The sequence below is a fragment of the Halomonas sp. 111 genome, from assembly GCF_052379685.1.
In the GTDB taxonomy this organism is placed as follows: domain Bacteria; phylum Pseudomonadota; class Gammaproteobacteria; order Pseudomonadales; family Halomonadaceae; genus Vreelandella; species Vreelandella citrativorans.
In genome coordinates this window covers 82,608-107,155 of record NZ_JBQSYV010000012.1, presented here as the reverse complement: position 1 = coordinate 107,155, position 24,548 = coordinate 82,608, and the positions used below count along the sequence as shown (strand labels likewise).

Below are 24,548 nucleotides of genomic sequence, written 5' to 3'. Positions count from 1 at the left end.
CTTTTTAGCTTGTTCACCATGGTGCTGTGCCAACACTAAAAAAATGTTAGCTTGTTATTTACTTGGATAGCTTTATTTGTGTGGTCGTGTTTAAAAATATTTTTAATCATTCAGCATTTCATGAATTTGGGATGTTTGGGCACTTGGACCATAATCTTGCAGTCAAAGGCACTGATCGCTTCTCACCCTTCAGTGCAATGGTATTTACGTTAGTGTGATAATAGCCAAGACAGGTGAGCGGCACCCCACATCAGGAGAGCGTTATGTCATTTAAAGCAGTTTTAAAAACGGTAGGTATTTTAGGTATTTCTATCGGTTTGATTGCAAGCCCGCTAGCTTTTGCCCAAAGCTCTATTGAGCGTACTAAAGATCGTGCAGTCGGCAGCGATGTCATCGACATGCCGCAATCCACTAGCACGTCTAGTCCTCACTACTCACCCAGTGAGCTTAACCATAGTCAGCGTGATCATATGAACGGCAACTATGCACCGTCAAGCCAGCTGCAGTGGGATCAGGATGGCACCCAGCGTCGTAACACCCATTCGTTCGAATCGACCGAGTTAAATCACAAAGAAGGCGATAGCCTGGACTGGTAAACCACTACTGAAAGCATTAAAAACCCCGTTAAAGCGGGGTTTCGCGTTTAAAAGCGTAGAAAAAAAGCATGACTTTTCAGGTGTTACGAGGGCCGCTGGATCGTAAGCTCATTCGCCGTACGATAATATTGGTCCCACATTAGTACGGCTCCTGCTACGGCCCCCGGAATCAGAAAAAGATTGGCAAGCGGTATCCAGGTAACCAGAGTAACGAGCCCGCCGTAGCTGAGGCTTTGCCACCAGCGCCTGGAAAGCCGTTGACGCATATCCTTGAACGAGACCTTATTATTATCCATAGGATAGTCCAGATAGGTAATGGCCATTACCCATGCGGAGAACAGCCCCCATAGAATCGGCGCAAAGAGGTTGAGCCCTGGAATCCAGCTGATGATAAAGAGGGCAATGGCGCGTGGGGCGATATACGCGAGTTTGACCAGCTCTCGGCCTAGCGCATCAAGCGCCGTTTTGGTCAGCCCGCGATCATCCAGCGGTATACGGCCTGTTTCTTGAATTTCCACTTTAGCCGCTAAAAAGCCGTAAAAAGGCGCCGCAATAAAGCTTGTGATCAGGGTAAAGGTGAAGAATACAATGACAATAAGGCTAACCACAAACAGCGGCCAGATCAGCCAGGAAAGCCAATCCAGCCAAGCAGGTACTAATGTCATCCAGTGGTCAATCCAGCCTGAAAAGCGCGTAATCACAAAGCTGAACATGGCGGCATAAACAATAATATTGACGAGGATAGGAAGAAAAATATAACGCCGCAGGCCTTTTTGATAGACCAGCCGCGTACCTCGGCTAAGCGCTGTTATTGCATCCAACATTCAAGCAGTCCTCATCAATACAAACGTCCAGGCGGGTGTTCGCCCAGACGTATTGCAAGAGGAAATGCCTCATGGGTCAAGGCTTTTTCGTTACCTTCTGGTCGACGGTGTCCAGGTCGCTATGTCGAATATCGAGCCCCTTCACGAGATACACAACGTACTCTGCCAGGTTGTCGGCATGGTCGCCGACGCGTTCCAGCGCGCGCAGCACCCACATAATGCTGAGTATTGAACTAATTGAGCGCGAATCCTCCATCATGAAGGTCATCAATGAGCGCATGGCACTGCCGTACTCATCATCGACCGACTCATCTTCACGCACTACCTTCATCGCCAAGTCGGTATCGAAACGGGCAAAGGCTGTCAGCGCATCGCGCAGCATTTTACGTACATGCTCACTGATATGACGAACTTCAATTAAGCCACGAACCGTGCTGGTGTTTTCGCTGAGCAGGATTGCATTACGCGCAATCTTGCTGGCTTCATCGCCGATACGCTCAAGATCTGAAGTGGCACGAATAACGGCAAGCACCAGGCGTAAGTCTGATGCTGCAGGCTGGCGGCGTGCCAATACACGGGTGCACTCTTCATCAATTTGCAGCTGAAGATCGTTCACTTGCCGGTCGTTATCGCGTACTTTTTCAGCCAAGCGGGTATCGTTTTCCAGCAGGGCGAATACGGCATCCTGAACCTGTTTTTCCACCAGGCCGCCCATGGCCATCAGGTGGGTTTTTAGCTCTTCCAGCTCTTGGTTGAACTGGCGCGAGATATGCTGGCTGTGGGTATCGCTCGTAATATCCATTGAGCACTCCTGATGTTGGGTTAGTTAGGCCTGATGATTGACGACTACGTCATGCGGCCGGTGATGTAGTTCTCGGTGCGCTGTAAACGCGGATTAGTGAAGACCTGGTCGGTAGGGCCGTACTCAACCAGCTCTCCGTTGTGTAGAAAGGCCGTATAATCGGAGACCCGTGCGGCTTGCTGCATATTGTGGGTGACAAGGATAAGGGTTAGCTGTGATTTAAGGTTACGAATCAGCTCCTCAATCTTCAGCGTTGAAATCGGATCAAGCGCTGATGCCGGCTCATCCAGTAGTAGCACATCCGGTTGAACGGCAAGCGTTCGAGCGATGACCAAGCGCTGCTGCTGACCACCTGATAGCTGCCACGCCGAGCGATGCAGGCGGTCTTTTACCTCATCCCATAGGGCTGCTGAGGTCAGCGCCCACTCGATAATGTCATCGCGTTGCCGCTTGGGTAGGCGATGCTGTAAACGCAAGCCAAAAGCGACGTTTTCATAGATCGACATGGGAAACGGATTGGGCGTTTGAAACACCATGCCTACCCGGCGGCGTAGCTCGGTCACGTTCATCTGCGCAGCGTAAATATCCTGCCCTTCAAGCTGAATATGCCCACTGTGTTCCACGCTCTCGTTAAGATCATGTAACCGGTTAATGGCACGTAGCAGTGTTGACTTGCCACAGCCTGAAGGCCCAATAAAGGCCGTTACCCGGTGGCGTGGCACACTCAACGTTAAATTACGCAACGCCGATTTCCCCGCATAGGCGAGGTTAAATTGGTTGATACTCAAGGCGCAGTGCTCGGATGAAAAATGCGTCACCGGCGCCTGTGGGGCATTGGCTATATCTAATGACGCTAGCATTCGCTTCCTCGTTGGCGCCTAAAATAATGACGCAGAAATATGGCAGTTAGGTTAAGCACCAAAATAATAACCACTAAAAGAAGCGCCGTGGCGTAAACCAGAGGCATAGCGGCCTGTACATCCTCGCCATGAAAAGCAGTATCAAATAGATGATAGCCAAGATGCATAAATTTGCGCTCCAGATGCACATAAGGAAACTCACCGTCGACCGGCATTTGCGGAGCTAACTTGGCAACCCCCACCAGCATAAGCGGAGCTACTTCGCCTGCGGCGCGGGCGATAGCGAGAATAACGCCGGTTAGCATGGCAGGAGTAGCCATGGGTAGGACAATACGCGTTAGCATTTCCAGACGGGTGGCCCCCAGCGCTACTGCCCCCTCACGCTGAGCATCGGGGATGCGAGCAAGCCCTTCCTCGGTGGCCACAATCACGACGGGAAGCGTCAATAGCGCGAGCGTTAAAGAGGCCCATAAAAGACCGCCGGTGCCGAACGTTGGCGAAGGCAGTGTATCGCTAAAGAACCAGCTATCCAGCGTGCCGCCAATGCCGTAAACGAATACGCCAAGGCCGAACACGCCGTACACAATAGAAGGTACGCCCGCCAAGTTGCGTACGCCAATGCGTACTAACCGGGTAAGTCGGTTTTGATGGGCAATTTCATTAAGATAAATAGCGGCCAGTACGCCAAAGGGGGTGACGATTACGGACATTAAGATGACCATCAGCACCGTACCGAAAATAGCCGGCCATACGCCACCGCTGGTATTGGCCGCGCGTGGTCCCTCGCTTAAAAACTGCCAAACGTTAGTGCCCCAGGTGTGCGTTTTTTGCCACCAGGACATGGCGTTAGGCGCTAGTGCCTGGCTAACGCTGTCCAAAGATTGGCGTAACGTCTCGCCCTGTGCCGTGACCAGCAGCAGTTGCCCGGGCGGGCGCTGATTAGCCGGTAGGGTAAGCGCGTTGTTTAAATAGTCCCACGCTTCGCGGCCATGCAACGATTGTTGAGCGGTTTCTACTGCGGCCAGACGACCAATAAAACTGCCCCACGGAGCACGTTCCAGGCGGATCAGGTCGTGCGGTGTTGTACGTGAGGTAATATCGTCGATATCTACCCAGTGCCAACTGGCGCCGTCGACATCACGGTTACCTTTAAAATAGAGGCGCTCAACCCCGGCCTCCTGAGGCAGTGGCGTTTCGCGAATAGCTTGCCCCGCAACAACGCTACCCGAGCGTAGTGTTATTTCTTCAAGCGTGGCGGGCCAAAAATGGCCTAACCCACGAACAAGCAAGAGTGTAAGTAACGCGCTTAACATTAAAAGTGACAAGGCCACGCTAGCGGCGCATAGCCACGGCCATAATTTATCGAGCCGATGCTTGGAAGCGGAGGCGAATAGGCGGCTCATTAGTAATGCCCCACTTTATGGTAACGGCGGCGCATACGTAAGCGTACCGCTTCGGCCAGGGTGTTTACTAAAAACGTAAATAGAAACAGTACCAGCGCCGCTAGAATCAGGTGATGATAGGTAAACCCGCCGGGGGAGGCTTCTGGGAGCTCAATCGCGATGGCGGCGGCCATTGATCGCATGCCTTCAAAGGGGCTGGCGCTCAGCAGGGCGGTGTTGCCACTGGCCATTAACACAATCATGGTTTCACCTACCGCACGACCCATACCTATCATCACCGCAGAAAAGATACCCGGCCCCGCCGCTGGTAGCGCGACTTTCCATAGCGCCTGCCAGCGGCTGGCCCCGAGCGCTTGGGCGCCTTCCATCAGGGAGGGCGGGACGTCGGCAAGGGCATCTTCGGCAAGGGAGTAAATGCTGGGTATTACCGCAAACCCCATGGCGATACCTACAATCAGCGCATTGCGAGTGACGTAGTCCATGCCCCAGCGCTGTTCTAACCAGCGGCGCAGATCGCCGCCCAGAAAGAGTTGCTCCAGCAAGGGCGTCAACCACACCGCCAGCGCCACCATGCCGATAAGCCAGGGTACAAGCCATAGCCCGGCCCAGGAAAACGGCAGTCGCCGATGCCAGCGAGACGAGGCCATGTACCAGAGTACGCCCGCAAGCCCCGCGCTGATTGGTAGCCATACCAGCAGCACCAGCGTACTGGCCAGGTTTCGCTCCACCCATGGAGCAAGTACTAAACCGGCAATAAATCCCACTACCACGCCGGGCATTGCCTCCATCATCTCAAGAGTCGGCTTAATCCGGCTGCGCAAGTGTGCTGACATGAACAGCGCCGAGTACATGGCGGCGCCTAAGGCGATAGGTAGCGCGAAGAGCATCGCCGCCAAGGCCGCTTTAAGCGTTCCCCATACCAGTGGCGAGAGCTTATCGAAGGCAAAGGTCTTATCCAATGCCAACAGCGGCAGCGTTTCCCAAAATAGAAACACGCCAATCGCCAGAATCGCGAGTAGCACCGCGATGCCTCCCGCCGTAATAAGGCCGGTGGCGACACGATTTTTAAACTGGCGTAGCGGCTGATAAGAAGCAGGAACGCGAGGTGGGATCATATCAACATCATAGGGAAGGCATGGCCGTCGCGAAGATGGGTTGCATGGTGAGTTCTCCTTACTCTAAGACACTTTTATGACAATTGGATGATAGTGAGCTACCAGTGTTGCTGATTTGCGAGTTCATCATCGGGCAGCGGTACAAAACCCGCCGCACGGGCAATTTGCTGGCCTTCTTCCGATAAAATAAACGCTAAAAATGCCTGCTCGGCGGCGGGTAGTGACTCATCTGGCGGTAAATTAACGTAGAGGTAAAGATCGCGTGATAGCGGGTACTCGTTACGCTGAACAGCCTGCTCGCTGGGCGCGATTTCTTCCCCCTCCTCGGTAACAAAGCGCAGCGCATGGACCATCGGTGTCAGGTGATTATATCCGGCATATCCCATGGCGTTGGGCGACTCACCCACGGCCGCGACAACAGCAGAGGAGCCCGGGTGCTCGCTGATGTCGGGGCGGAATTGGCCATCACACAGCACCTCGGCCTGAAACAACCCATAGGTGCCCGATGCCAGGTTACGCCCATGCAGCGCGATATTTCCATAGGGCCACTCGCGTGTGGCGGCCAAGTCGCTCCAGCGTCTTATCGGCTTATCGGCGCCGCACGCTTGGCCGGTGGAAAAAATGGCATCGGCCTGTTGGCGCGTAATGGCCCGCAAGGGGTTATGACGATGAACGACCAGAATAAGCGCATCTCTGGCCACCTTAAGCTCTAGCGGTGGATAACCGTAGCGATCGATAAACGCTTGTCGCTCTTGGTCATTCATGGGGCGTGACATGGGGCCAAGCCGTGCAGTGCCCGCCGTAAGCGCTGGCGGTACGCTGGCCGAGCCGGTAGCCTGAAACTGCACATTAATCTCTGGATAGCGCACGGCTAGCGCCTCGCCCCAGCGCAATATGAGTCCGGCCATGGTGTCGGAGCCAATCGCACTCAGGGTGCCGCTAACTGGTTGTGGTTGCCCCCAGGCAGCTGATGCGAATAGCATTAGTACCGTGGTAAGCGTAAAACGCAGGCGATTTTTTTTCCCTGACGACCAACCAATGCGCTTCAAACGTATGCCCTCATATGATTAACTAATGCCTTATATTGCTATGCAGCAACCACACAACAATAACCCTATTAAGCGACCGACTTATGACACTTTTAGAAACCGACCTGGATGATGCTCCGGCCCCCCAAGGCCTGCTCACACTCAAATTACTGGCTTCTCGACAGGATACCAACCTTTACGGCGATATTTCGGGTGGGTGGTTGGTTAATCACATGGATCAGGCGGCAGAACTGGCAGCCGGCCGTGAGGCCGGCGGGCGTACTGCGACAGTGGCCATCGAGTCGATGGATTTCTTAAGCCCTGTGCGCGTGGGCTCCATGGTGAGTGTTTATACTCATGTACAGGAAATTGGCCGTAGCTCTCTTAAGATCGATGTCGAAGTATGGGTGCGTATCCCTCATGGGCGGCGCCTTGAAGAGCGCCAAAAAGTCACTGAGGCGCGTTTCGTCATGGTCGCTCTGGACGATAATGGTCGTATCCGTGCCGTGCATGGTTAAGGCCTGCTGACCCTTCATCAGATGGCACAATGGCTTGCAAAAAAAGGGCGCCTGGGCGCCCTTTTTATCAACCGTGGGTAGCGATTAACCGCCAACGGCATCACGACCTTTCAGGTAGGCATACTCGCCGATATCACTAAACGGGCGGATAAGGTTCTGGAAGTTAGCGTACGACTCATAAATGCGCCGTGAGTCTTCATCGCCCTCAACCTGGTTTTGGATCACTGCTTGCGAGGATTCGTAGAGTGCCTGAACAACATCGTCGGGGAATTCGCGTAGCTGAACGTTATGCTCATCAACCAGAGTCTCTAGCGCCTGCGCGTTGCGGTAAGCGAACTCCGTGTACATGGCCAGGTTGGACGCGCGTGCTGCTTCGCGAATAACGTCCTGCAGATCTTCTGGCAAGGCATTCCAGGCATCCAGATTGATCATCGTCTCGACGGTTGCGGTCGGCTCGTTCCACACCGTGGTGTAGTAGTAGTCGGCCACTTGATGCAGACCAAACGCCATATCGTTGTAAGGGCCTACCCAGTCGGCGGCATCCAGAACACCCGTTTGCATCGAGGTGAAAATCTCAGAGCCTGGCATATTCACGGTGCTGACACCGATGCCGTTCATGGCTTCACCGGCAAGTCCTGGCAAACGCAGTTTAAGGCCCTGCATGTCGTCCAGCGAGTTGATCTCTTTCTTGAACCAGCCCGCCATTTGAGGGCCAGTGTTGCCCACTGCGAACGGCTTAAGATTATGCTTGGCGTAAACCTCGTCCCACAGCTCCTGACCACCGCCGTGATACAGCCACGCATTCATCTCAGTCGTTGACATACCAAAGGGCACGGCGGTAAAGAACTGGGCAGCCGGGAGCTTACCACGCCAGTAATAGGGCGTGGAGTGGCCCATTTCTGCCGTTCCAGCCGATACCGCATCAAACACTTCCAATGCAGGTACCAGCTCGCCTGCGCCGTGTACGCGGATTTTCATACGGCCGTTGGAAAGCTGCTCAACGCGGCGAGCGAAGTCGTTGGCGCCAGTGCCTAGCGCCGGGAAGTTCTTCGGCCAAGAGGTCACCATGTCCCAGGTATACGTTTCATCTGCATGCGCGGTCGCTACAAAGGGGGCGGCAGCGACACCGGCAGCACCTAAGCCAGCGGTTTTTAAGAATTGGCGGCGTTGCATGGCGGCTATAACTCCGAATAAATACGATTATTATTGCGTTACGCGTGAGCGTACGTGTCCGCTCGCCAGTATGCGCTAACCCGGTTTTATTGGGCAACCTGTTAAGACACTTCCCCTTAACATAGGCGTTACAGCGGGATTAGCTTGGCAAACCCCAGCACTAGCCACTTAACGCCCTCGCCTTCAAAGCTCACTTGTACTCTGGCGCGTGCGCCTTCGCCTTCGGCATTAAGAATAATGCCTTCACCGAAGACGGCGTGGCCAACACGTTGGCCCACATGCAGGGCAGGTAAATCGCCATCGCTTTCAACACGCTGCTGCGCAAAACTGGTGCGGGCGGCGGTTACCGGGCGTGAGATATGGCCGCGCAGGCGAACCTCTTCTAGCAGGTGCGGCGGTAATTCACGCAAGAAGCGCGAGGGACGCGGAAACACCTCTTTGCCGTGTAAGCGGCGAGTTTCTGCGTGGGTCAGGTAGAGTTTTTGCATGGCGCGGGTAACGCCCACGTAACAGAGCCTGCGCTCCTCTTCCAAACGCCCCGGCTCTTCGAGCGACATTTTATGCGGGAACAGACCCTCCTCCACACCGGCAATAAATACCACCGGAAACTCGAGGCCTTTGGCAGAGTGAAGCGTCATTAACTGTACGCTATCCTCAAACTCTTCAGCTTCATGGTCGCCCGCGTTAAGCGCCGCCTCGGAAAGAAATGCCTCCAGAGCGGCCATGCCTTCGCCCGCCTCGGGCGTTTCAAACGCATCACCCTGGGTAAAGGCTCGGGCAGCAGTGACCAGTTCTTCGAGGTTTTCGACCCGCGCCTGGCCTTTCTCTCCGCGCTCACTCTTATGGTGCTCAATCAGGCCCGTGTGCTCGGTGACGTGATCGATAATTTCGTAAAGGGTTAAGCCTGCCGCGTCGTTATCCAACTGCTCTATCAGGTTGGCAAACGTCTGTACCGCGTTGGCCGCACGGCCCTTTAACGTACCGTCCTGAAGGGCATCATGCAGCGCCTGCCAAAGTGAAATACTCTGTTCGCGCGCGCGCAGGCGCAGAATTTCCACGGTACGCGTGCCAATGCCGCGGGTCGGCACGTTGATCACGCGTTCAAGCGAGGCGTCGTCATCGCGGTTAAGCAGTAAACGTAAATAGGCGAGGGCGTTCTTGATTTCCAGGCGCTCGTAGAAGCGGTGGCCGCCGTAAATGCGATAAGGCATGCCTTGACGAATCAGCGTCTCTTCCAGCAGTCGGGACTGAGCATTGGAACGGTAGAGAATCGCAATATCACGGCGGTTAACGCCTTCATCGACCTTCTCTTTGATAGTGTCGACGATATAACGTGCCTCCTCCAGGTCGTTAAACCCGGCGTAGACAGAAATAGGCTCGCCCTCGATACCATCGGTCCACAGGTTCTTGCCCAGCCGGTCACTGTTATGACTGATCAGCGCATTGGCAGCATCCAGAATGGCACTGGTTGAACGGTAGTTCTGCTCAAGACGCACCGTCTGCGTTTGTGGGAACTCCTCCTCAAACCGGCGAATATTCTCGATCTTGGCGCCGCGCCAGCCATAAATGGATTGGTCGTCATCGCCCACTGCGGTCATGGGGGTTTGCATGCCGCTCAGCAGCTTTAGCCAGGCATACTGCAAGGTGTTGGTGTCCTGAAACTCATCCACCAATATGTGCCCAAAGCGCTCACGATAATGATTTAAAAGCGCCGGGTTATCCCGCAGAAGCTCAAGACTTCTAAGCAGTAGTTCACCGAAATCTACCAGCCCGCCGCGTTCACAGGTTAATTGATAGCGCTCGTAAAGCTCTACCATTTGCGCCATGTAGGCATCGCCGTCAACGTTCACCTGATGCGGGCGTAAGCCCTCTTCCTTGCAGCTTGAGATGAACCCCTGGACCTGACGCGGCGGAAAGCGCTCATCGTCAATGGCGTAATCCTTGAGCAGCCGCTTCACCAGCCGGAGCTGGTCATCGGAGTCAATGATCTGGAAGTTTTGCGGTAGCCGAGCGTCCTGCCAATGGGTTCGAAGCAAGCGGTGAGCAATAGAGTGGAACGTGCCTACCCAAACATGGCGCAAGGAGATTCCCTGCAGGGCTTCAAGGCGCGTGCGCATCTCGCGGGCAGCCTTGTTGGTAAAGGTAACTGCCAGTAGCGCATAGGGCGACAGGCCCTCTGCCTGCATCAGCCAGGCAATTCGGTGAACCAGTACCCGGGTTTTACCGGAGCCTGCACCGGCCAGCACGAGAAGATTGCCCTGAGGAGCGCTGACTGCCTCACGCTGGGCTGTGTTGAGCTGATCGAGTATCGCCGTGACGTCGTCCATAAAAGCCGCTGCCGGATCGAAAAGGGGCGGCTAGTTTAGCACAGCAGGCGAACTGGCTGTGCATACAGGCGTTAGCGTACGACGATTTAGTTGTCTTCAGGGTAGCGCAGGGTGTTCAGGCTTTTCTTCACCGATTTAAGCTGCTCAGCCAGTTTGGGGCCGCGGGTTTTGGCAACGCCTACAGCGAGCACATCAATCAACACCAGGTGGGCGATGCGAGAGCTGAGTGGTGTGTAGATCTCGGTATCTTCGTGAACATCAATATACAGCGGCAGGCTGACCTCTTCTGCCAAGGGGGAACCGCTGGGGCACAGGCCAATCACTGTAGCGCCTGCTTCACGGGCCAGGCGCACGCTGGCGACCAATGCTTTGGTCCGGCCCGTTTGAGAAATCGCCACCACCACATCGCCCTCTTTAAGGGTCACCGCCGACATGTTCTGCATGTGCGGGTCCGCATAGGCCGATGTAGATATCTGTAAACGGAAAAATTTGTGCTGTGCATCAAACGCGACAGCGCCTGAGGCGCCAAAGCCGTAAAACTCAACCCGATTGGCCATCGCCAGCGCATTAACCGCTTGGCCCAGCGCGTCGTTATCGAGCCGGTCACGTACCGAAAGCAGAGTGCCGACCGTGGAGTCAAAAATACTGTGCGAGAACTCAGCAACGGAGTCACTGTCGTTCATTGAGAACTGCGCGAATTGGCTGCCAGACGCCAGCATTTGCGCTAACTGCAGTTTAAAATCCTGAAAGCCATTGCAGCCCAGGGCGCGACAGAAGCGCACCACGGTAGGCTCGCTAACGTTGGCTTCGGTGGCGAGGTCGACGATCCGCATGTGGATAACCTCGTCAGGATTACGCAGTACAAAGCGTGCCACTTTTTGTTCGGAGCGGCGAAAGTGCTCCATGCGGCGTCTCATCTCATCGAACAGGGCGCGACTCACGTTCAGCTCCTCGATTATCCAGTGCGCGCGTTTTGTACTGCGCGCTTTGCTGTATTTGTCAGCATTTGCCACAGTATGCCTGAGTGATGGCATAAAAGGGCAGTGAAACGATGTTTAGGCATGCGTTTAAAAGGCGTTAACGCATTTCGCCAAGTTTCGTCATCATAGTGTCAAGTAAGGTATAGTAAGAAGTGAAGTGTCGCACTGCATCATTCAACAGTCGCCACAGATGCAGGTGGACGAAGACATATTCACCTGGAGGCACGTCGATCATGAAAAACGTCGAACGAATTACCTCGGTCAAAAGCGAGTTGCTGGATATTTTTATGGGCATGGAAGTGGATGAGCATGCTCAGCGCCAGCGTAGCGCCGCACAACGCAATTTACGGGCTCGCCGAGGAATTGAACTGCATCGGGAGTTTCAGAAGTTATACCGGGATATCGCCCCCCTGCCAGACGATGACGAACGGCAAGAGAGCGAGTTGCACTAACGGCATGTAGCTCGGTGTTTAAGCAGTACCCATATAGTGCTGCCCTGCCAAGCGGCAGGGCGTAGGCATCGCTAGATCAAGCCGGTCAGGAATACGATAATCACACCGAGTGGCGCCACGTACTTGGCGAGTAGATTCCACAAGGTGAAATCGTAGATATCTAACCGTAGCTCCTTGCGCGCTTCTTCTTTGTCCAAACATAGCGAGAAGAAGATAATCGCGCCCAGACCCGTCAGCGGCAGCAAAATCTTGCTGGTGAAGGTGTCGAGGAAGTCAAAAATGTTGAGGCCGAATAACAGTACCTCGGACCACACATTAAATGACAGCAGCGCCGCCACACCGAGTACCCACACCGCAATACCGCTCGCCAGTGTCGATCCTACCCGGCTCAAGGGCGTGCGCTCTTCGATTGTCTCAACGACCGGTTCCAGCAGCGAGATAGCCGACGTAATGGCGGCAAACGTCAGCAGCAGGAAGAACATCAAACCGAGAATAGTGCCGCCCGCCATGTTGCCAAAGGCCAGAGGTAACGTTACGAAGATGAGTCCCGGGCCTTCGCCTGCGCTTAGCCCGTTGGCGAACACAATGGGGAAGATCGCAAGACCTGCAAGCAGGGCAATGACCGTATCCAGGATGATAACGGTACGCGCTGTGCTAATCAGGTTGACGTCTTCGCCCAGATAAGAGCCATACGCCATCATGATGCCCATACCCAATGATAGGGTGAAGAAGGCTTGGCCCATCGCCGCTAGTACGACACCACCGTCGAGTGCACCCCAGTCAGGGCTGAACATGAATGCAAGTGCTTCACCGAAGTAGCCGCTTGTTACGCCATAGCCGACCAAAATCAAAAGAAGCACGATCAGCGCAGGCATCAGAAGTCGTGAAGCGGCTTCAAGCCCCTTGGTCACACCACGCGCCACGATACCAATGACCAGCACCATGAACGCGGTGTGCCAAAGTAGGAGCGTTGTAGGGCTGCCCAGCAGGTCGCCAAAAATAGCCCCGACGGCATCAGCATCCTGGCCGTTAAATGTCCCGATCACCGACCCCAGCGTGTAATTGAGTGACCAGCCGCCGATAACACTATAAAAAGATAGAATTAAAAAGGCCGCCAGAACGCCACTAATACCGATAGTTGCCCAAGCCCTGGAGCGCCCGTGACGCGTAGCAAGGTCGGACATGGTGTTAATCGGGTTTTTCTGGCCCCGGCGACCAATCATCCATTCCGCTACCAGAATAGGCAGGCCAACCAGCGTTACGCATGCAAGATAGACCAGAACAAAAGCAGCGCCGCCGCTTTCACCGGTCATATATGAGAAGCGCCAGATATTCCCTAAGCCTACCGCTGAACCGGCAGCTGCAAGCACAAAGCCCATACGCGATGACCATTGTGCATGTGCAAGTTTTGCCATACATCACCTACTGTTGGTTGAATTGTAATAAGCCGCTATGCGCCCCATTTACGCATGTTCGAAAAGCACAGACGGCTCTGCGCTTTTCAAAGAGTATGCGCAATTTATCCGATCAAGAGGCCCCGTGCCAGTTAGGTTAAATTAATATTAGCTTAAAACAACAGGTTTTGTGCCTCACCTGGAAAGTCGCTAAGCGGGGGTAGGTCGGCAAGTTCGCCAAGCGCATTGTATAGCTGACGTGCCATCTCGGGAGACTCGCGATTATCAGCAGTATGCACAAATAAGAAAGGGGTTTTCCCCTGACTTATCCACAGGTGGAGGCGGGCTTTCCAAGGGGCGAAGTAGTGCGTATTAATCGTTTTGTCAATATGGCCAATAAAGCGAACGACCGGAAAATTACCTGTGGAAAGCACGTGTAACGGGAGTTTCGGCTTTTCCTGCTGAGCGTGCGCAAGTCCCGCGTGGCCCTCGGCAGGGGTTGAAAAGACAGGGCGTACATCCAGCATTACACGGTTGGCACAATAAGTTATCAACAATTGGTTAAGCGCTTTTTCAGCCGCGCCTTTGTGGAAAAAAACAGGATGACGAACTTCAACCGCGCATGGTAAATGAGCGGGCCAGGCAGCCAGTAAGGCCTCTAGCTTTGGTAGCTCATCCGCCCCGAAATCTCGCGGTAGCTGCACCATGGTAGGGCCAAGACGATCATGCAGTGGCTCAAGTGCGGCTAAAAAGGACCAGACATCATCCAAATGGGCAAGCCGCTGGTCATGGGTGATACTGGCAGGTAATTTAAAACAGAAGCGAAAATGAGCAGGTGCCTGGCGAGCCCAGGCGGCAACGGTCTCGGCCTTTGGCGCACCGCTATAAAAGGTCGTATTACCTTCCACGCTGGAGAATACGCTGGCATAGTCGCTGAGCAGATCTGTCTTGGCGTGGCGGGCATACAGGCTGCCCTGCCAATCCTGGTTGGCCCACATGGGTAGGCCTAGGTAGAGGGGGAGGGTCATACGCCAACGAGCCTGCTGCATTTATAAAGCGTACTAATGTAGCATGAAGAGATGTTTTAACGCCGCCGTATAACGGGCCGATAGCCCTCAATAACAGACAAGGAAAACCAATGCCGACTACGCCACGTGTCCTGGTGCTCCATGGCCCTAATCTTAATTTGCTGGGTGCTCGGCAACCGGAAATCTACGGTGCTGCAACGCTTGATGACGTCAACAGTCTGTTAATTGAAAAGGCGACGACTGCGGGGTGGAAAATTGACTGCCTGCAGAGCAATCATGAAGGCGTGCTGATTGATGCCATTCATGCGGCAAGACTGGACGGGACCCTGGCGATCATTATCAATCCAGCCGCCTACACGCATACCTCTGTCGCTATTCTGGATGCACTCAATGCTTTCGATGGGCGAGTCATTGAAGTGCATATTTCCAACGTGCATAAGCGCGAGAGTTTCCGGCATCACTCCTATATTTCGCTGCGCGCGGACGGTGTGATTGCGGGGCTAGGCATACAGGGATACTTGGCGGCAATGGATGCTGTCGTGAATGGCGTTTGTTAAGCGAGTTTGTTGGCTGGTGCTATCGCAGCCAGTCTTGGGTGGGCGTTTTAACCGGGAATGTGTGCATGCTTTGGAAGGTCGTGATCAGTGTAAAAACAGATAGCGAGCCTGTCATACCGCTGGGTATGACAGGGAACGTTATTGATCCTACCAAAATGATCTGCAGACTCACGTCCTCGCTTGTTGGCCAGCTTTTCCCTAACACTCAATCGCATTAACCGCCAAACCACCCTTGGACGTTTCCTTGTACTTGTCCAGCATGTCTTTGCCCGTATCACGCATAGTGCGGATAACCTTGTCTAACGAGATAAAGTGGGTGCCGTCACCGCGCAGGGCCATTTGAGCGGCGTTAATCGCCTTGACGGTGGCAATCGCGTTGCGCTCGATGCAGGGCACCTGAACCAGCCCGCCTACTGGGTCGCAGGTCAAACCGAGGTTGTGCTCAAGACCTATTTCAGCCGCGTTTTCGACCTGCTCAGGCGTAGCGCCCATGACCTCGGCCAAGCCTGCGGCGGCCATGGCGCACGCTGAGCCCACCTCGCCCTGGCAGCCCACTTCGGCGCCGGAGATGGACGCATTTTTCTTGCACAGAATACCGATGGCACCGGCGGCAAGCAGGAAGTCCACCACATTGCGGTCATTGGCACCTGCCTGGAACTTCATGTAGTAGTGCAGCACGGCGGGAATAATACCCGCCGCCCCGTTGGTTGGGGCGGTGACCATGCGCCCGCCGGCAGCGTTCTCTTCGTTCACCGCCAGGGCAAAGATGTTGACCCACTCCATGGCGGAAAAGGTTGTGGCGATCAGGCAGTCGTTCTGCTCGGCCGCCTGCAAGCGCTGATGCAGCTGTCTTGCCCGGCGTTTGACGTTAAGCCCACCGGGTAGAATGCCTTCGTGGGTCAGGCCGTTATCGATGCACTCGCACATGGCCTGCCAGATGCGCCACAGCTCGTCTCTCACTTCCTGCTCGCCGCGCCAGGTTTTCTCGTTCTCCATCATCAGGCGGCTGATGCTCATGCCTTCGCGCTTACAGATGGCGAGTAGTTCTTCGGCGGAGTTGAAGTCGAAGGGGATCTCTGCGGTGTCCATGTCTTCAAGCTTGGCATCTACCTGGTTTTGGTCAACCACAAAACCGCCGCCTACCGAGTAGTACGTGTTGGCGGTCAGCAGGCTGCCATCTTCGGCAAAGGCGCAAAGTTTCATGGCGTTCGGGTGATGGGGCAGGCTCTCTTCATGAAAGATAATGTCCTGGTCCCATTCAAACGTGACATCTTTCTGGCGGCCCAGCGATAGGCAACGCGTCTCTTTCAACGCCGCAATCGTGGTGTTGATAATCGAAGGGTCGATGGTGTCCGGGCGTTCGCCCAACAAGCCCATGATAATGGCATGGTCGGTTCCATGGCCGATACCCGTGGCGGAAAGCGAGCCATACAGATGCACTTCCAGGCGGCTCACCTGGTCGAGCAACTGGCTATCGCGCAGAACGGCCGAAAACTTGAAGGCCGCCATCATGGGGCCGACCGTGTGTGAGCTGGAGGGGCCGACGCCAATTTTGAAAAGGTCGAAGACACTAATAGGCATGGAAGACCTCTGAATGGGAAATAAAAAGTCGACTCACCCAACGTTGGACAGGGGAATCGCGAATTAATGCCGCGTAACCTGGTCCTGGCGTCGATTAATGAGCAGACTTGATGATTGTTCTGTGGATGAAAGGAATAGCGTCAGGCAAGCGCGGCTAGTTGCCAAATACCACCGTGCGCCCATTGTGCAGAAAGACTCGCCGCTCAAGGTGATAGCCAATAGCGCGGGCGAGCGTCAGACACTCTATATCGCGCCCTTTGGCGACCAGGTCCTCAGGGTAGTGTGCATGATCAACTGGCTCCACCCCTTGAGCAATAATCGGCCCCTCGTCGAGGTCGTTATTGATGTAGTGCGCCGTAGCGCCTACCAGCTTAACGCCTTTTTCGTAGGCCTGGTGGTAGGGCTTGGCACCTTTGAAGCCCGGTAGTAGTGAGTGGTGAATGTTGATGGCTCGCCCGCTCAAAAGCTCGCACATGCTTGGTGACAATACCTGCATGTAGCGCGCCAGAATTACTAGCTCCGCCCCGGTACTCTCAATAATCTCGAGTACCTGGGACTCCTGCTCGGTCTTGGTATCGGGCGTGATAGGCAGATGATAGTAAGGCAGATCATGCCAGCTCGCTAAGGGCTCAAGATCCGGGTGATTGGAGATAATCGCCTTGATATCCAGTGGCAGCTGCCCGGTACGGTAGCGATAGAGCAGGTCGTTTAAGCAGTGATCTGCCTTGGATACCAGAATGACCGCACCCGTGCGCTTGGCGGGAGGGGTCAGTTCAAACGTCATGCCGAAATCGGTGGCGCGCGGCAGAAAATTCTCCTGAAACGCCTGCTCATCAAACGCTTCTCGCTCGGGACGAAACTCCGCTCGAATAAAAAAGCGTTCACCCAATCGATCATCAAATGAGCTCAGTTCGGTGATATAGCAGTGCTGCTCTTTTAAAAAGCGGGTCACCACATCGACCGTGCCCAGAATGCTGGGGCATTGGGCGGCAAGTATCCAGGTATCCGTCATTCGGCTCATGGCGCTTCTCTTTCATCAGCTTGATCAGCAGTCAGGGCAGGCCGGTGGTGCCGGCCTGCCGGCTTATTATTGTGTGTCGATACCATATTCCGCCGAGGCGTCGAGCAGCCAACGGTAGCAGTAGTCGGCAAAGCTGCGGCGCACCACCAATTCCCAGTGTGTCTCGGAAGGGCGGCGCAAAACCACGGTGGCCTTGGCAAACATGGTGGTTACCCCCTTGCCCACGGTAAATGTGCTGGGATGTACGTCATAGGAGATCGACTTCATCAGCACCTCGCGGGCGTTGTCGCCGCTTAGCGTTAGCACTGTCTGGCCGCCGCTTGCATTGACGATGCTCACGTGGGCATCGCCCAAGGCCTGGCGCAGCGCACTTTCTAGCGCGCCCTCTTCGCCACCCGGCACAATCACTAGCCATTCGTCGGGCGAGAGCCACTGGATAGTGCGCTCGCCGCTATCGTCGTGTTCCAGAGCATTGGGTTTGGCCGGTAGGCTCATGCCCAGCGTGGCGCGAACCGCTTCATCGAGCACGATGGCCCCGCCGCGCAGCACTAGGTGGCCCAGCAGTGCTTTTTCACGCAGGACAACGCCTGCCTGACCGTTAGTGCGGGGCGCCGGGTGCTGCTGGTAGCTCCACGCCAGAGGAGATTCGACCTGCGGATTGCCGTCGGGCACGGTGTTGAACTCGCAAACGTTAGGTACACTCGCGTTAGACATGCTGGCGCTCTCCTTTTGGATCGATGAAGACAGGACTTACGATTTCAGCTTCATGCACTGTGCCATCGGTCATGGGAATATAGACGGTCTGCCCCATCCGCTCGTGACCACCCATTACCACGGCAAGGGCAAAGCCGTGTTTGAGCGAGGCGCTGTAGTAACTCGACGTTACGTGCCCCTTCATGTCCATAGGGATCGACTGCTTGCCGTCAAAGACGACCTGGGCGCCTTCCTCCAGTACCACGCTTGGGTCTTTGGGTTTCAGGCCGACAAACTGCTTGCGGTCCGTACGGCGGGTGTCGGGGCGTGACAGGGCGCGCTTGCCGATCCACGGGAAGGGCTTGTCGTAGCCGATCGCCCAGCGCATTCCAAGATCTTCCGGCGTCACCGAACCGTCGGTATCCTGGCCGACAATGATCAGGCCTTTTTCCGCACGCAGGACGTGCATGGTTTCGGTACCGTAAGGCGTCAGGTTGTACTTTTTACCGTGCTCGAAAAGCTTCTTCCAGACGTGCATGGCGTAGTTGGCTTGCACGTTGATCTCGAACGCCAGCTCGCCGGTGAACGAAATGCGGAAGATGCGCGCGGGCACCTCGGCGACCGTGGCATCGCGCCAATCCATGAACTTGAAGTTCTCTTTATCAAGATTCATGTCGGTCAGCTCGGACAAAAGCTTGCGGGCGTCCGGGCCGGTCACGGTCATGGTTGCCCAGTGGTCGGTCACCGAGTTGAAGTAGACCTGAAGCTCCGGCCACTCGGTCTGGTGCCACAATTCTAGCCACTCGAGCACGCCTGCCGCGCCGCCGGTGGTGGTGGTCATCAGGAAGTGGTTATCACCCAGGCAACTGGTGGTACCATCATCCATCAGCATGCCGTCGTCTTTACACATCAGGCCGTAACGCACGCGGCCAGGGGCGAGCTGGGCCCACTTGTTGGTATAGACGCGACCCAGGAACTCGCGGGCATCCGGGCCTTGAATATCGATCTTGCCAAGCGTCGAGGCATCCAGAATGCCCACGCCTTCGCGCACCGCCAGGCACTCGCGGTTGACTGCATCGTGCATGGTTTCTTTCTTGCCATTCACGGTGCGGGGGAAGTACCACGGGCGTTTCCACTGGCCGACATCCTCGAACTCGGCGCCGTTTTCCACGTGCCACTGGTGCAGCGCGGTGTAGCGCTCAGGGTCAAACAGCTCGCCGCAGTGACGGCCAACGATGGCGCCAAAGGTCACCGGCGTATAGTTGGGCCGGAACACGGTGGTGCCTACTTCGGGAATCGAGCGTTTCAGGCAGCGTGCAGCAATCGCCATGCCGTTGATGTTGCCAAGCTTGCCTTGGTCGGTACCAAAGCCCAGCGCGGTGTAGCGCTTGACGTGCTCAATGGATTCAAAGCCTTCGCGGGTGGCAAGCTCAATACCCGCCGCGGTGACATCGTTTTGCAGGTCAACAAACTGCTTGGGCGCGCGTAGGGCGCTCTTTTCATGCGGCACTTGATAAAGCGCGCAGGAAGGCGCATCACGCCGCGCTCGCGTGGCGGGTAGGGCAGCTTCCTCGGCGCTGTTAAAGCCGCACTCCAGCGCTGCCTGACACCCAATGCGAGCGCCATCGGCAAGCGTTTCGCCGAGGGCATAATAGCCCGCCACGCCGCCAGCCGACTGCATGCCCTTGACCGTGCCGGGCACAAAACCTAATAACGCTTCGTCCCATGCCGGGCGTGTGCCGGTGTGTGAGGAGAGGTGGATCACCGGGCTATAGCCGCCGGAGGTGGCGATGGTATCGCACTCAAGCTCTTCGGCTTTGCCGGTCACCACGAAACGCTCAAGATCAATGGCCGAGACGCGTGCGCCGGTAACACGCTGATTACCGCGTGCTTCGATGACGGCACTGCCGGTGATCACGCGAATACCGCTGTCGCGTGCCTGGCGAACCAGGTCGCCATCGGGGTTGGCGCGGGCATCGACAATGGCGACGACCTTACGTCCGGCTTCTTTCCAGTCGAGGGCTGCGCGGTAAGCGTGGTCGTTGCTGGTGGAAAGTACCAGGCTGTTGCCGGGCACCACCGCGTAGCGGCGAATATAGTTGGATACGGCGCCTGCGAGCATGGTGCCCGGCAAGTCGTTGTTGGCGTACACCAAGGGGCGTTCGTGGGCGCCGCTGGCCAGCACCACTTGGCGGGCGCGCACGCGGTGAAGACGCGCACGTGATTCACCGGGGAAGCCCGCTTCACGGGCGGTATCGGCCATATGCTCGGTACGCCGCTCGTGCAGCGTGACAAAGTTGTGGTCGTGATAGCCGTTGGCGGTGGTGCGTGGCAGCAGCGTCACGTTATCCATCGCGCCAAGCTCTTTTACTGTTTGCTCAACCCAGCGCGTCGCTGAAACGCCATCCAGGGTTTCGCGGCTATCCAGCAGCGAGCCGCCCATCTCTTCCTGTTCATCACACAGGATCACACGGGCACCGGAACGCGCGGCAGAAAGCGCCGCGGCAAGCCCCGCTGGGCCCGCGCCGATCACCATCACATCGCAGTGGTGATGCATGTGATCATAAATGTCCGGATCGGACTCGGTCGGTGCACGACCCAGCCCCGCGCCCATGCGGATGTACTTCTCATAGGTCATCCACATTGAGGCAGGGGCCATAAAGGTCTTGTAGTAGAACCCTGGCGGCATAAAACCACCGCCCAGCTTGCCTACCCAGCTCATTACGTCACGCTGAACGTTGGGCCAACCATTGGTACTGCGCGCCACCAGGCCGTTGTACAGGCCCTGCTGGGTAGCGCGTACGTTGGGCACTTGGGTGTCATCCTTGGCGCCCAACTGAACGACGGCATTGGGCTCTTCGGCACCGGCGGCGACAATGCCGCGAGCGCGTGAATACTTGAAGCTACGGTTGACGATATTCACGCCGTTGGCGAGCAGTGCCGAAGCGAGCGTGTCGCCTTTCAGACCCTGGTAACGCTGACCGTTAAAGGTGAATTCAAGCACTTGGGAATGATCGACACGCCCACCGGCATCAATACGATTTTTCTGGGTCATGACGAGGCCTCCTCATTCAGTGCTTTGTTTTCAGGCCGTGCGCCCACGGTCTGCCAGCCGCCATCGGCCACCTGAACACCTTGTTCGTGACGAGCATCGGGCGTTGCCGCCGTAATGCTTGGCTGCTCACCCATGGGGTAGGTTTCGAGAATTTCGTAGGTCACCGTATTGCGGGTGATATTGAAGAACTTACGACAGCCCACCGAGTGCACCCACATTTCGTGGTGAATGCCGCGCGGGTTGTTGCGGAAGAACAGGTAGTCACCCCACTCCTCGTCGCTGGTATTGTCCGGGTCGGAAGGGCGCATCAAGTGGGCCTGGCCGCGAGGGTGGAACTCCTCTTCCTCGCGGTGCTCCTTGCAGTAGGGGCAGAAGATATAAAACATGATGGGCTCTCCTCAGTGCGCCACGCCAGCGGCGCCGTGTTCATCAATCAGCGCACCGGTATTGAAACGGTCGATGGAAAAAGGCGCAGCGATGGGGTGCATTTCACCCTTGGCCAGGCTTGCGGCGAAAACATGCCCGGAGCCGGGGGTTGCCTTGAAGCCACCGGTGCCCCAGCCACAGTTGAAATACAGACCTTTAACCTTCGTTTTGGACAGGATCGGGCAAGCATCTGGGCAGGTATCGACGATGCCGCCCCACTGGCGGTTCATACGCACCCGAGAGAACATCGGGAACATCTCGACGATGGCCTGAAGGGTGTGCTCGATGGTCGAGTAGCTGCCGCGCTGGCCGTAACCCACGTAGCCGTTGATGCCCGCTCCGATGACCAGGTCGCCCTTGTCGGACTGGCTGATGTAGCCGTGAACGTGGTTGGACATGGTGACGGTATTGAGGACCGGCTTGAGCGGCTCGGACACTAATGCTTGCAGCGGATGGGATTCCAACGGCAGCTTGATGCCCGCCATGTTAGCCAATACGCCGGAGTTGCCCGCCGCCACGCAGCCCACGGTATTGGCTTCGATATCACCGCGGTTGGTGTGGACGCCCAGCACCTTGCCATCGCGAATCTTGAAGCCGGTGACCTCGGTATTTTGCAGAAGATCCACGCCGAGAGCATCGGCACCACGCGCATAGCCCCAGGCCACCGCATCGTGGCGCGCCACGCCGGCACTCTTCTGCCAGGAAGCGCCCATGATCGGGTAGCGGGCGCGGCTGGAAATATCCAGTTGAGGCTCGATCTCCTTGATCTGTTGCGGAGTGACTACCTCGCTGTCGATACCGTTCAAACGGTTAGCGTGAACGCGGCGCTGAATATCACGCATGTCCTGCAGGGTGTGGCCCAGATTGAGCACACCGCGCTGGGAAAACATCACGTTGTAGTTTAAATCCTGGGAGAGGCCCTTCCACAGATCCAACGAGTGGTTGTAAAGCCGCCCTGATTCATCCCATAGATAGTTAGAGCGTACGATGGTGGTATTACGTGCGGTGTTGCCGCCGCCCAGCCAGCCCTTTTCAACCACGGCGACATTCTTGATGCCGAACTCTTTCGCCAGGTAGTAAGCAGTGGCTAGCCCGTGACCGCCACCACCGACAATGATGACGTCGTAGCGCTTCTTGGGTTCAGGGTTGCGCCACTGGCGCTCCCAGTTCTCGTGATGTCCAAGCGCATGTTTGACCAGTCCGAAGCCGGAATAACGTTGCATAAAGTTTCTCCTTGATCGGCTCCGTGGAGCCGGCTGGCGGCTATCGTCAGGCGATTGAGGCGCTATCGGCTACGTGCTCACTGGTGGTTTGGGCTTGGCCATATACCGGGTAGTGGGCACACAGGTCGGCGACGTTTTCGCGTACCTGGTTTTCTACGTCAGTGGTGTCCTGCTGGTCGGCCAGTACGTCAAGAATGTCGCAAATCCAGCCTGCCAGGTGCTCACAGTCTGCCTCAACCATTCCGCGGGTGGTTACCGCCGGAGTGCCAATGCGCAGGCCCGAGGTAACGAAGGGGCTTTGCGGGTCGTTGGGCACGGTGTTCTTGTTGACCGTGATATGCGCGCGCCCAAGGGCTGCGTCGGCATCTTTACCGGTAATGCCCTGTTTGATCAGCGAGACCAGGAACAGGTGATCGTCGGTACCGCCGGAAACCACATCAAAACCACGCTCAACGAAGACGCGTGCCATCGCACGGGCGTTGGCGATTACCTGACGCTGGTAGTTAACGAAGTCCTGGTTCATGGCCTCTTTGAACGCCACCGCTTTGGCCGCGATCACATGCATCAGCGGACCGCCCTGCTGGCCGGGGAATACCGCGCCATTGAGCTTCTTGTAAAGTGTCTCGTCGCCATCGGCGGAGAGAATCAGGCCGCCGCGCGGGCCGCGCAGTGTCTTGTGGGTCGTGGTCGTCACGACATGGGCATAGGGCAGCGGGCTCGGGTAGAGACCAGCAGCTACCAGGCCCGCTACGTGGGCCATATCGACCATCAGATAGGCGCCGACTTCATCGGCGATGTTACGGAAACGGCGCCAGTCGACCACGCGTGAATAGGCCGAGAAACCCGCAATGATCATTTTCGGCTTATGCTCTCGCGCCAGCCGCTCTACTTCGTCGTAGTCGATTTCGCCGGTGCCTTCGACCAGGCCGTACTGGATAGCGTTGTAGTGCTTGCCCGAGAAGTTGGGGGCTGCACCGTGGGTCAGGTGGCCGCCGTGGGCCAGGCTCATGCCCAGAATAGTGTCGCCAGGACTTACCAGCGCCATGAATACCGCCGCATTGGCCTGAGCGCCGGAATGGGGCTGCACGTTGGCATAGTTGGCACCAAACAGGCTGCAAGCCCGCTCGATAGCCAGCGCTTCCACCTTGTCGACGAATTCACAGCCGCCGTAATAGCGCTTACCGGGATAGCCTTCGGCGTACTTGTTAGTCAACTGGGTGCCTTGCGCTTCCATCACCAGCTTGCTGGTGTAGTTCTCAGAGGCGATCAGTTCGATGTGGGCTTCTTGACGCGCTGTCTCTTCAGCGATTGCCGAGGCAAGGGCCGTGTCGTAGTTGGCCAAGCGGGCTTCGGGAGAAAAATTATTGTGAGTCATCTGGGTCTCCAGGCTAGTCGCTTATATTCGGTCTGGGAGTTTGTTAGCGTCAGGAATGGCATCACCATTCACGCTATCGTGCCGCGATAGTATCGCTGGGCTTGCCCCCCAAGATGC

General features: G+C 56.2%; 22 protein-coding genes. 4 read left to right on the top strand and 18 right to left on the bottom strand.

Going from position 1 to position 24,548, the window contains the following annotated elements; translation table 11 throughout:
* Window positions 1-263: 263 nt before the first annotated feature.
* Window positions 264-596: a hypothetical protein gene (locus tag ACT3T7_RS10845; RefSeq protein WP_444631044.1), complete on the top strand. Its 333-nt coding sequence runs from the start codon at window positions 264-266 to the stop codon at window positions 594-596.
* An 83-nt stretch (window positions 597-679) separates the two neighbouring features.
* Here ACT3T7_RS10845 and cysZ read toward each other — a convergent pair whose 3' ends face one another.
* From cysZ to ACT3T7_RS10815, 6 genes are all read right to left on the bottom strand, one after another.
* The gene (cysZ, locus tag ACT3T7_RS10840) at window positions 680-1,420 is read right to left on the bottom strand and encodes a sulfate transporter CysZ (RefSeq protein ID WP_172116799.1); all 741 of its coding nucleotides are present in this window, start codon (window positions 1,418-1,420) and stop codon (window positions 680-682) included.
* Window positions 1,421-1,496: 76 nt separating this feature from the next.
* Window positions 1,497-2,222 carry a phosphate signaling complex protein PhoU gene (gene phoU, locus ACT3T7_RS10835; protein ID WP_172116800.1) on the bottom strand — a complete coding sequence of 242 codons (726 nt, stop codon included), beginning with the start codon at window positions 2,220-2,222 and terminating at the stop codon, window positions 1,497-1,499.
* 44 nt (window positions 2,223-2,266) lie between these two features.
* Window positions 2,267-3,082 (bottom strand): phosphate ABC transporter ATP-binding protein PstB, encoded by an 816-nt coding sequence (gene pstB / locus ACT3T7_RS10830; protein WP_172116801.1) that lies wholly within the window; start codon window positions 3,080-3,082, stop codon window positions 2,267-2,269.
* Window positions 3,076-4,485: a phosphate ABC transporter permease PstA gene (gene pstA / locus ACT3T7_RS10825; RefSeq protein WP_444631043.1), complete on the bottom strand. Its 1,410-nt coding sequence runs from the start codon at window positions 4,483-4,485 to the stop codon at window positions 3,076-3,078. The genes pstB and pstA overlap by 7 nt, the downstream gene beginning before the upstream one ends.
* Window positions 4,485-5,600 (bottom strand): ABC transporter permease subunit, encoded by a 1,116-nt coding sequence (locus ACT3T7_RS10820; RefSeq protein WP_444631042.1) that lies wholly within the window; start codon window positions 5,598-5,600, stop codon window positions 4,485-4,487. Before ACT3T7_RS10820 ends, pstA begins: the two co-directional genes overlap by 1 nt.
* A 98-nt stretch (window positions 5,601-5,698) precedes the next feature.
* Entirely contained in the window at window positions 5,699-6,649 is a 951-nt protein-coding gene (locus ACT3T7_RS10815; protein ID WP_444631041.1) for a PstS family phosphate ABC transporter substrate-binding protein, read from the bottom strand.
* Between the two features lie 83 nt (window positions 6,650-6,732).
* On the opposite strand from ACT3T7_RS10815, the gene ACT3T7_RS10810 reads away from it, so the two are divergent.
* On the top strand, window positions 6,733-7,146 hold the full coding sequence (locus ACT3T7_RS10810) for an acyl-CoA thioesterase (RefSeq protein ID WP_087110319.1): 414 nt from the start codon (window positions 6,733-6,735) through the stop codon (window positions 7,144-7,146).
* Window positions 7,147-7,230: 84 nt separating this feature from the next.
* Here ACT3T7_RS10810 and ACT3T7_RS10805 read toward each other — a convergent pair whose 3' ends face one another.
* From ACT3T7_RS10805 to hexR, 3 genes are all read right to left on the bottom strand, one after another.
* The gene (locus ACT3T7_RS10805) at window positions 7,231-8,319 is read right to left on the bottom strand and encodes a TRAP transporter substrate-binding protein (protein WP_444631040.1); all 1,089 of its coding nucleotides are present in this window, start codon (window positions 8,317-8,319) and stop codon (window positions 7,231-7,233) included.
* A gap of 128 nt (window positions 8,320-8,447) precedes the next feature.
* Window positions 8,448-10,646 (bottom strand): DNA helicase II, encoded by a 2,199-nt coding sequence (gene uvrD, locus ACT3T7_RS10800; protein WP_444631039.1) that lies wholly within the window; start codon window positions 10,644-10,646, stop codon window positions 8,448-8,450.
* Window positions 10,647-10,732: 86 nt separating this feature from the next.
* Window positions 10,733-11,587 carry a transcriptional regulator HexR gene (gene hexR / locus ACT3T7_RS10795; RefSeq protein ID WP_087111253.1) on the bottom strand — a complete coding sequence of 285 codons (855 nt, stop codon included), beginning with the start codon at window positions 11,585-11,587 and terminating at the stop codon, window positions 10,733-10,735.
* 272 nt (window positions 11,588-11,859) lie between these two features.
* On the opposite strand from hexR, the gene ACT3T7_RS10790 reads away from it, so the two are divergent.
* Complete coding sequence (locus ACT3T7_RS10790) at window positions 11,860-12,078, top strand: PA3496 family putative envelope integrity protein (protein ID WP_087110325.1); 219 nt, start codon at window positions 11,860-11,862, stop codon at window positions 12,076-12,078.
* A 71-nt stretch (window positions 12,079-12,149) separates the two neighbouring features.
* Here the strand turns inward: ACT3T7_RS10790 and ACT3T7_RS10785 are convergent, their stop codons facing one another.
* Window positions 12,150-13,493, bottom strand: coding sequence for a sodium-dependent transporter (locus ACT3T7_RS10785; RefSeq protein WP_444631038.1), 1,344 nt, complete (start codon window positions 13,491-13,493; stop codon window positions 12,150-12,152).
* 152 nt (window positions 13,494-13,645) lie between these two features.
* Entirely contained in the window at window positions 13,646-14,500 is an 855-nt protein-coding gene (locus ACT3T7_RS10780; RefSeq protein ID WP_444631037.1) for a DUF72 domain-containing protein, read from the bottom strand.
* A 110-nt stretch (window positions 14,501-14,610) separates the two neighbouring features.
* Between ACT3T7_RS10780 and aroQ the strand changes: the two genes are divergently transcribed.
* Complete coding sequence (aroQ, locus tag ACT3T7_RS10775) at window positions 14,611-15,057, top strand: type II 3-dehydroquinate dehydratase (protein WP_444631036.1); 447 nt, start codon at window positions 14,611-14,613, stop codon at window positions 15,055-15,057.
* Window positions 15,058-15,255: 198 nt separating this feature from the next.
* Here aroQ and ACT3T7_RS10770 read toward each other — a convergent pair whose 3' ends face one another.
* From ACT3T7_RS10770 to glyA, 7 genes are all read right to left on the bottom strand, one after another.
* A complete protein-coding gene (locus tag ACT3T7_RS10770) occupies window positions 15,256-16,638 on the bottom strand; it encodes an L-serine ammonia-lyase (RefSeq protein ID WP_444631035.1) in 1,383 nt (460 codons plus the stop codon).
* A gap of 154 nt (window positions 16,639-16,792) precedes the next feature.
* Window positions 16,793-17,659, bottom strand: coding sequence for a formyltetrahydrofolate deformylase (gene purU, locus ACT3T7_RS10765; protein ID WP_444631034.1), 867 nt, complete (start codon window positions 17,657-17,659; stop codon window positions 16,793-16,795).
* A gap of 66 nt (window positions 17,660-17,725) precedes the next feature.
* Window positions 17,726-18,373, bottom strand: a complete 648-nt coding sequence (locus ACT3T7_RS10760) for a sarcosine oxidase subunit gamma (protein ID WP_444627340.1) — start codon at window positions 18,371-18,373, stop codon at window positions 17,726-17,728.
* Window positions 18,366-21,407: a sarcosine oxidase subunit alpha family protein gene (locus tag ACT3T7_RS10755; protein WP_444631033.1), complete on the bottom strand. Its 3,042-nt coding sequence runs from the start codon at window positions 21,405-21,407 to the stop codon at window positions 18,366-18,368. Before ACT3T7_RS10755 ends, ACT3T7_RS10760 begins: the two co-directional genes overlap by 8 nt.
* Window positions 21,404-21,793 carry a sarcosine oxidase subunit delta gene (locus ACT3T7_RS10750; RefSeq protein WP_444627342.1) on the bottom strand — a complete coding sequence of 130 codons (390 nt, stop codon included), beginning with the start codon at window positions 21,791-21,793 and terminating at the stop codon, window positions 21,404-21,406. Before ACT3T7_RS10750 ends, ACT3T7_RS10755 begins: the two co-directional genes overlap by 4 nt.
* A gap of 12 nt (window positions 21,794-21,805) precedes the next feature.
* A complete protein-coding gene (locus ACT3T7_RS10745) occupies window positions 21,806-23,056 on the bottom strand; it encodes a sarcosine oxidase subunit beta family protein (RefSeq protein ID WP_192526867.1) in 1,251 nt (416 codons plus the stop codon).
* Between the two features lie 46 nt (window positions 23,057-23,102).
* Window positions 23,103-24,431: a serine hydroxymethyltransferase gene (glyA, locus tag ACT3T7_RS10740; protein WP_444631032.1), complete on the bottom strand. Its 1,329-nt coding sequence runs from the start codon at window positions 24,429-24,431 to the stop codon at window positions 23,103-23,105.
* Between the last annotated feature and the right edge of the window lie 117 nt (window positions 24,432-24,548).

Excerpts from the sequence above, each read along its gene's own strand:
- ACT3T7_RS10770 (WP_444631035.1), bottom strand. The coding sequence starts at position 16,638 with ATGCCTATTAGTGTCTTCGACCTTTTCAAAATTGGCGTCGGCCCCTCC.
- cysZ (WP_172116799.1), bottom strand. The coding sequence starts at position 1,420 with ATGTTGGATGCAATAACAGCGCTTAGCCGAGGTACGCGGCTGGTCTAT.
- ACT3T7_RS10780 (WP_444631037.1), bottom strand. The coding sequence starts at position 14,500 with ATGACCCTCCCCCTCTACCTAGGCCTACCCATGTGGGCCAACCAGGAT.
- ACT3T7_RS10785 (WP_444631038.1), bottom strand. The coding sequence starts at position 13,493 with ATGGCAAAACTTGCACATGCACAATGGTCATCGCGTATGGGCTTTGTG.
- ACT3T7_RS10755 (WP_444631033.1), bottom strand. The coding sequence starts at position 21,407 with ATGACCCAGAAAAATCGTATTGATGCCGGTGGGCGTGTCGATCATTCC.
- uvrD (WP_444631039.1), bottom strand. The coding sequence starts at position 10,646 with ATGGACGACGTCACGGCGATACTCGATCAGCTCAACACAGCCCAGCGT.
- ACT3T7_RS10805 (WP_444631040.1), bottom strand. The coding sequence starts at position 8,319 with ATGCAACGCCGCCAATTCTTAAAAACCGCTGGCTTAGGTGCTGCCGGT.
- pstB (WP_172116801.1), bottom strand. The coding sequence starts at position 3,082 with ATGCTAGCGTCATTAGATATAGCCAATGCCCCACAGGCGCCGGTGACG.
- ACT3T7_RS10810 (WP_087110319.1), top strand. The coding sequence starts at position 6,733 with ATGACACTTTTAGAAACCGACCTGGATGATGCTCCGGCCCCCCAAGGC.
- ACT3T7_RS10820 (WP_444631042.1), bottom strand. The coding sequence starts at position 5,600 with ATGATCCCACCTCGCGTTCCTGCTTCTTATCAGCCGCTACGCCAGTTT.
- ACT3T7_RS10750 (WP_444627342.1), bottom strand. The coding sequence starts at position 21,793 with ATGTTTTATATCTTCTGCCCCTACTGCAAGGAGCACCGCGAGGAAGAG.
- pstA (WP_444631043.1), bottom strand. The coding sequence starts at position 4,485 with ATGAGCCGCCTATTCGCCTCCGCTTCCAAGCATCGGCTCGATAAATTA.
- ACT3T7_RS10745 (WP_192526867.1), bottom strand. The coding sequence starts at position 23,056 with ATGCAACGTTATTCCGGCTTCGGACTGGTCAAACATGCGCTTGGACAT.
- purU (WP_444631034.1), bottom strand. The coding sequence starts at position 17,659 with ATGAGCCGAATGACGGATACCTGGATACTTGCCGCCCAATGCCCCAGC.
- ACT3T7_RS10760 (WP_444627340.1), bottom strand. The coding sequence starts at position 18,373 with ATGTCTAACGCGAGTGTACCTAACGTTTGCGAGTTCAACACCGTGCCC.
- aroQ (WP_444631036.1), top strand. The coding sequence starts at position 14,611 with ATGCCGACTACGCCACGTGTCCTGGTGCTCCATGGCCCTAATCTTAAT.
- phoU (WP_172116800.1), bottom strand. The coding sequence starts at position 2,222 with ATGGATATTACGAGCGATACCCACAGCCAGCATATCTCGCGCCAGTTC.
- glyA (WP_444631032.1), bottom strand. The coding sequence starts at position 24,431 with ATGACTCACAATAATTTTTCTCCCGAAGCCCGCTTGGCCAACTACGAC.
- ACT3T7_RS10845 (WP_444631044.1), top strand. The coding sequence starts at position 264 with ATGTCATTTAAAGCAGTTTTAAAAACGGTAGGTATTTTAGGTATTTCT.
- ACT3T7_RS10790 (WP_087110325.1), top strand. The coding sequence starts at position 11,860 with ATGAAAAACGTCGAACGAATTACCTCGGTCAAAAGCGAGTTGCTGGAT.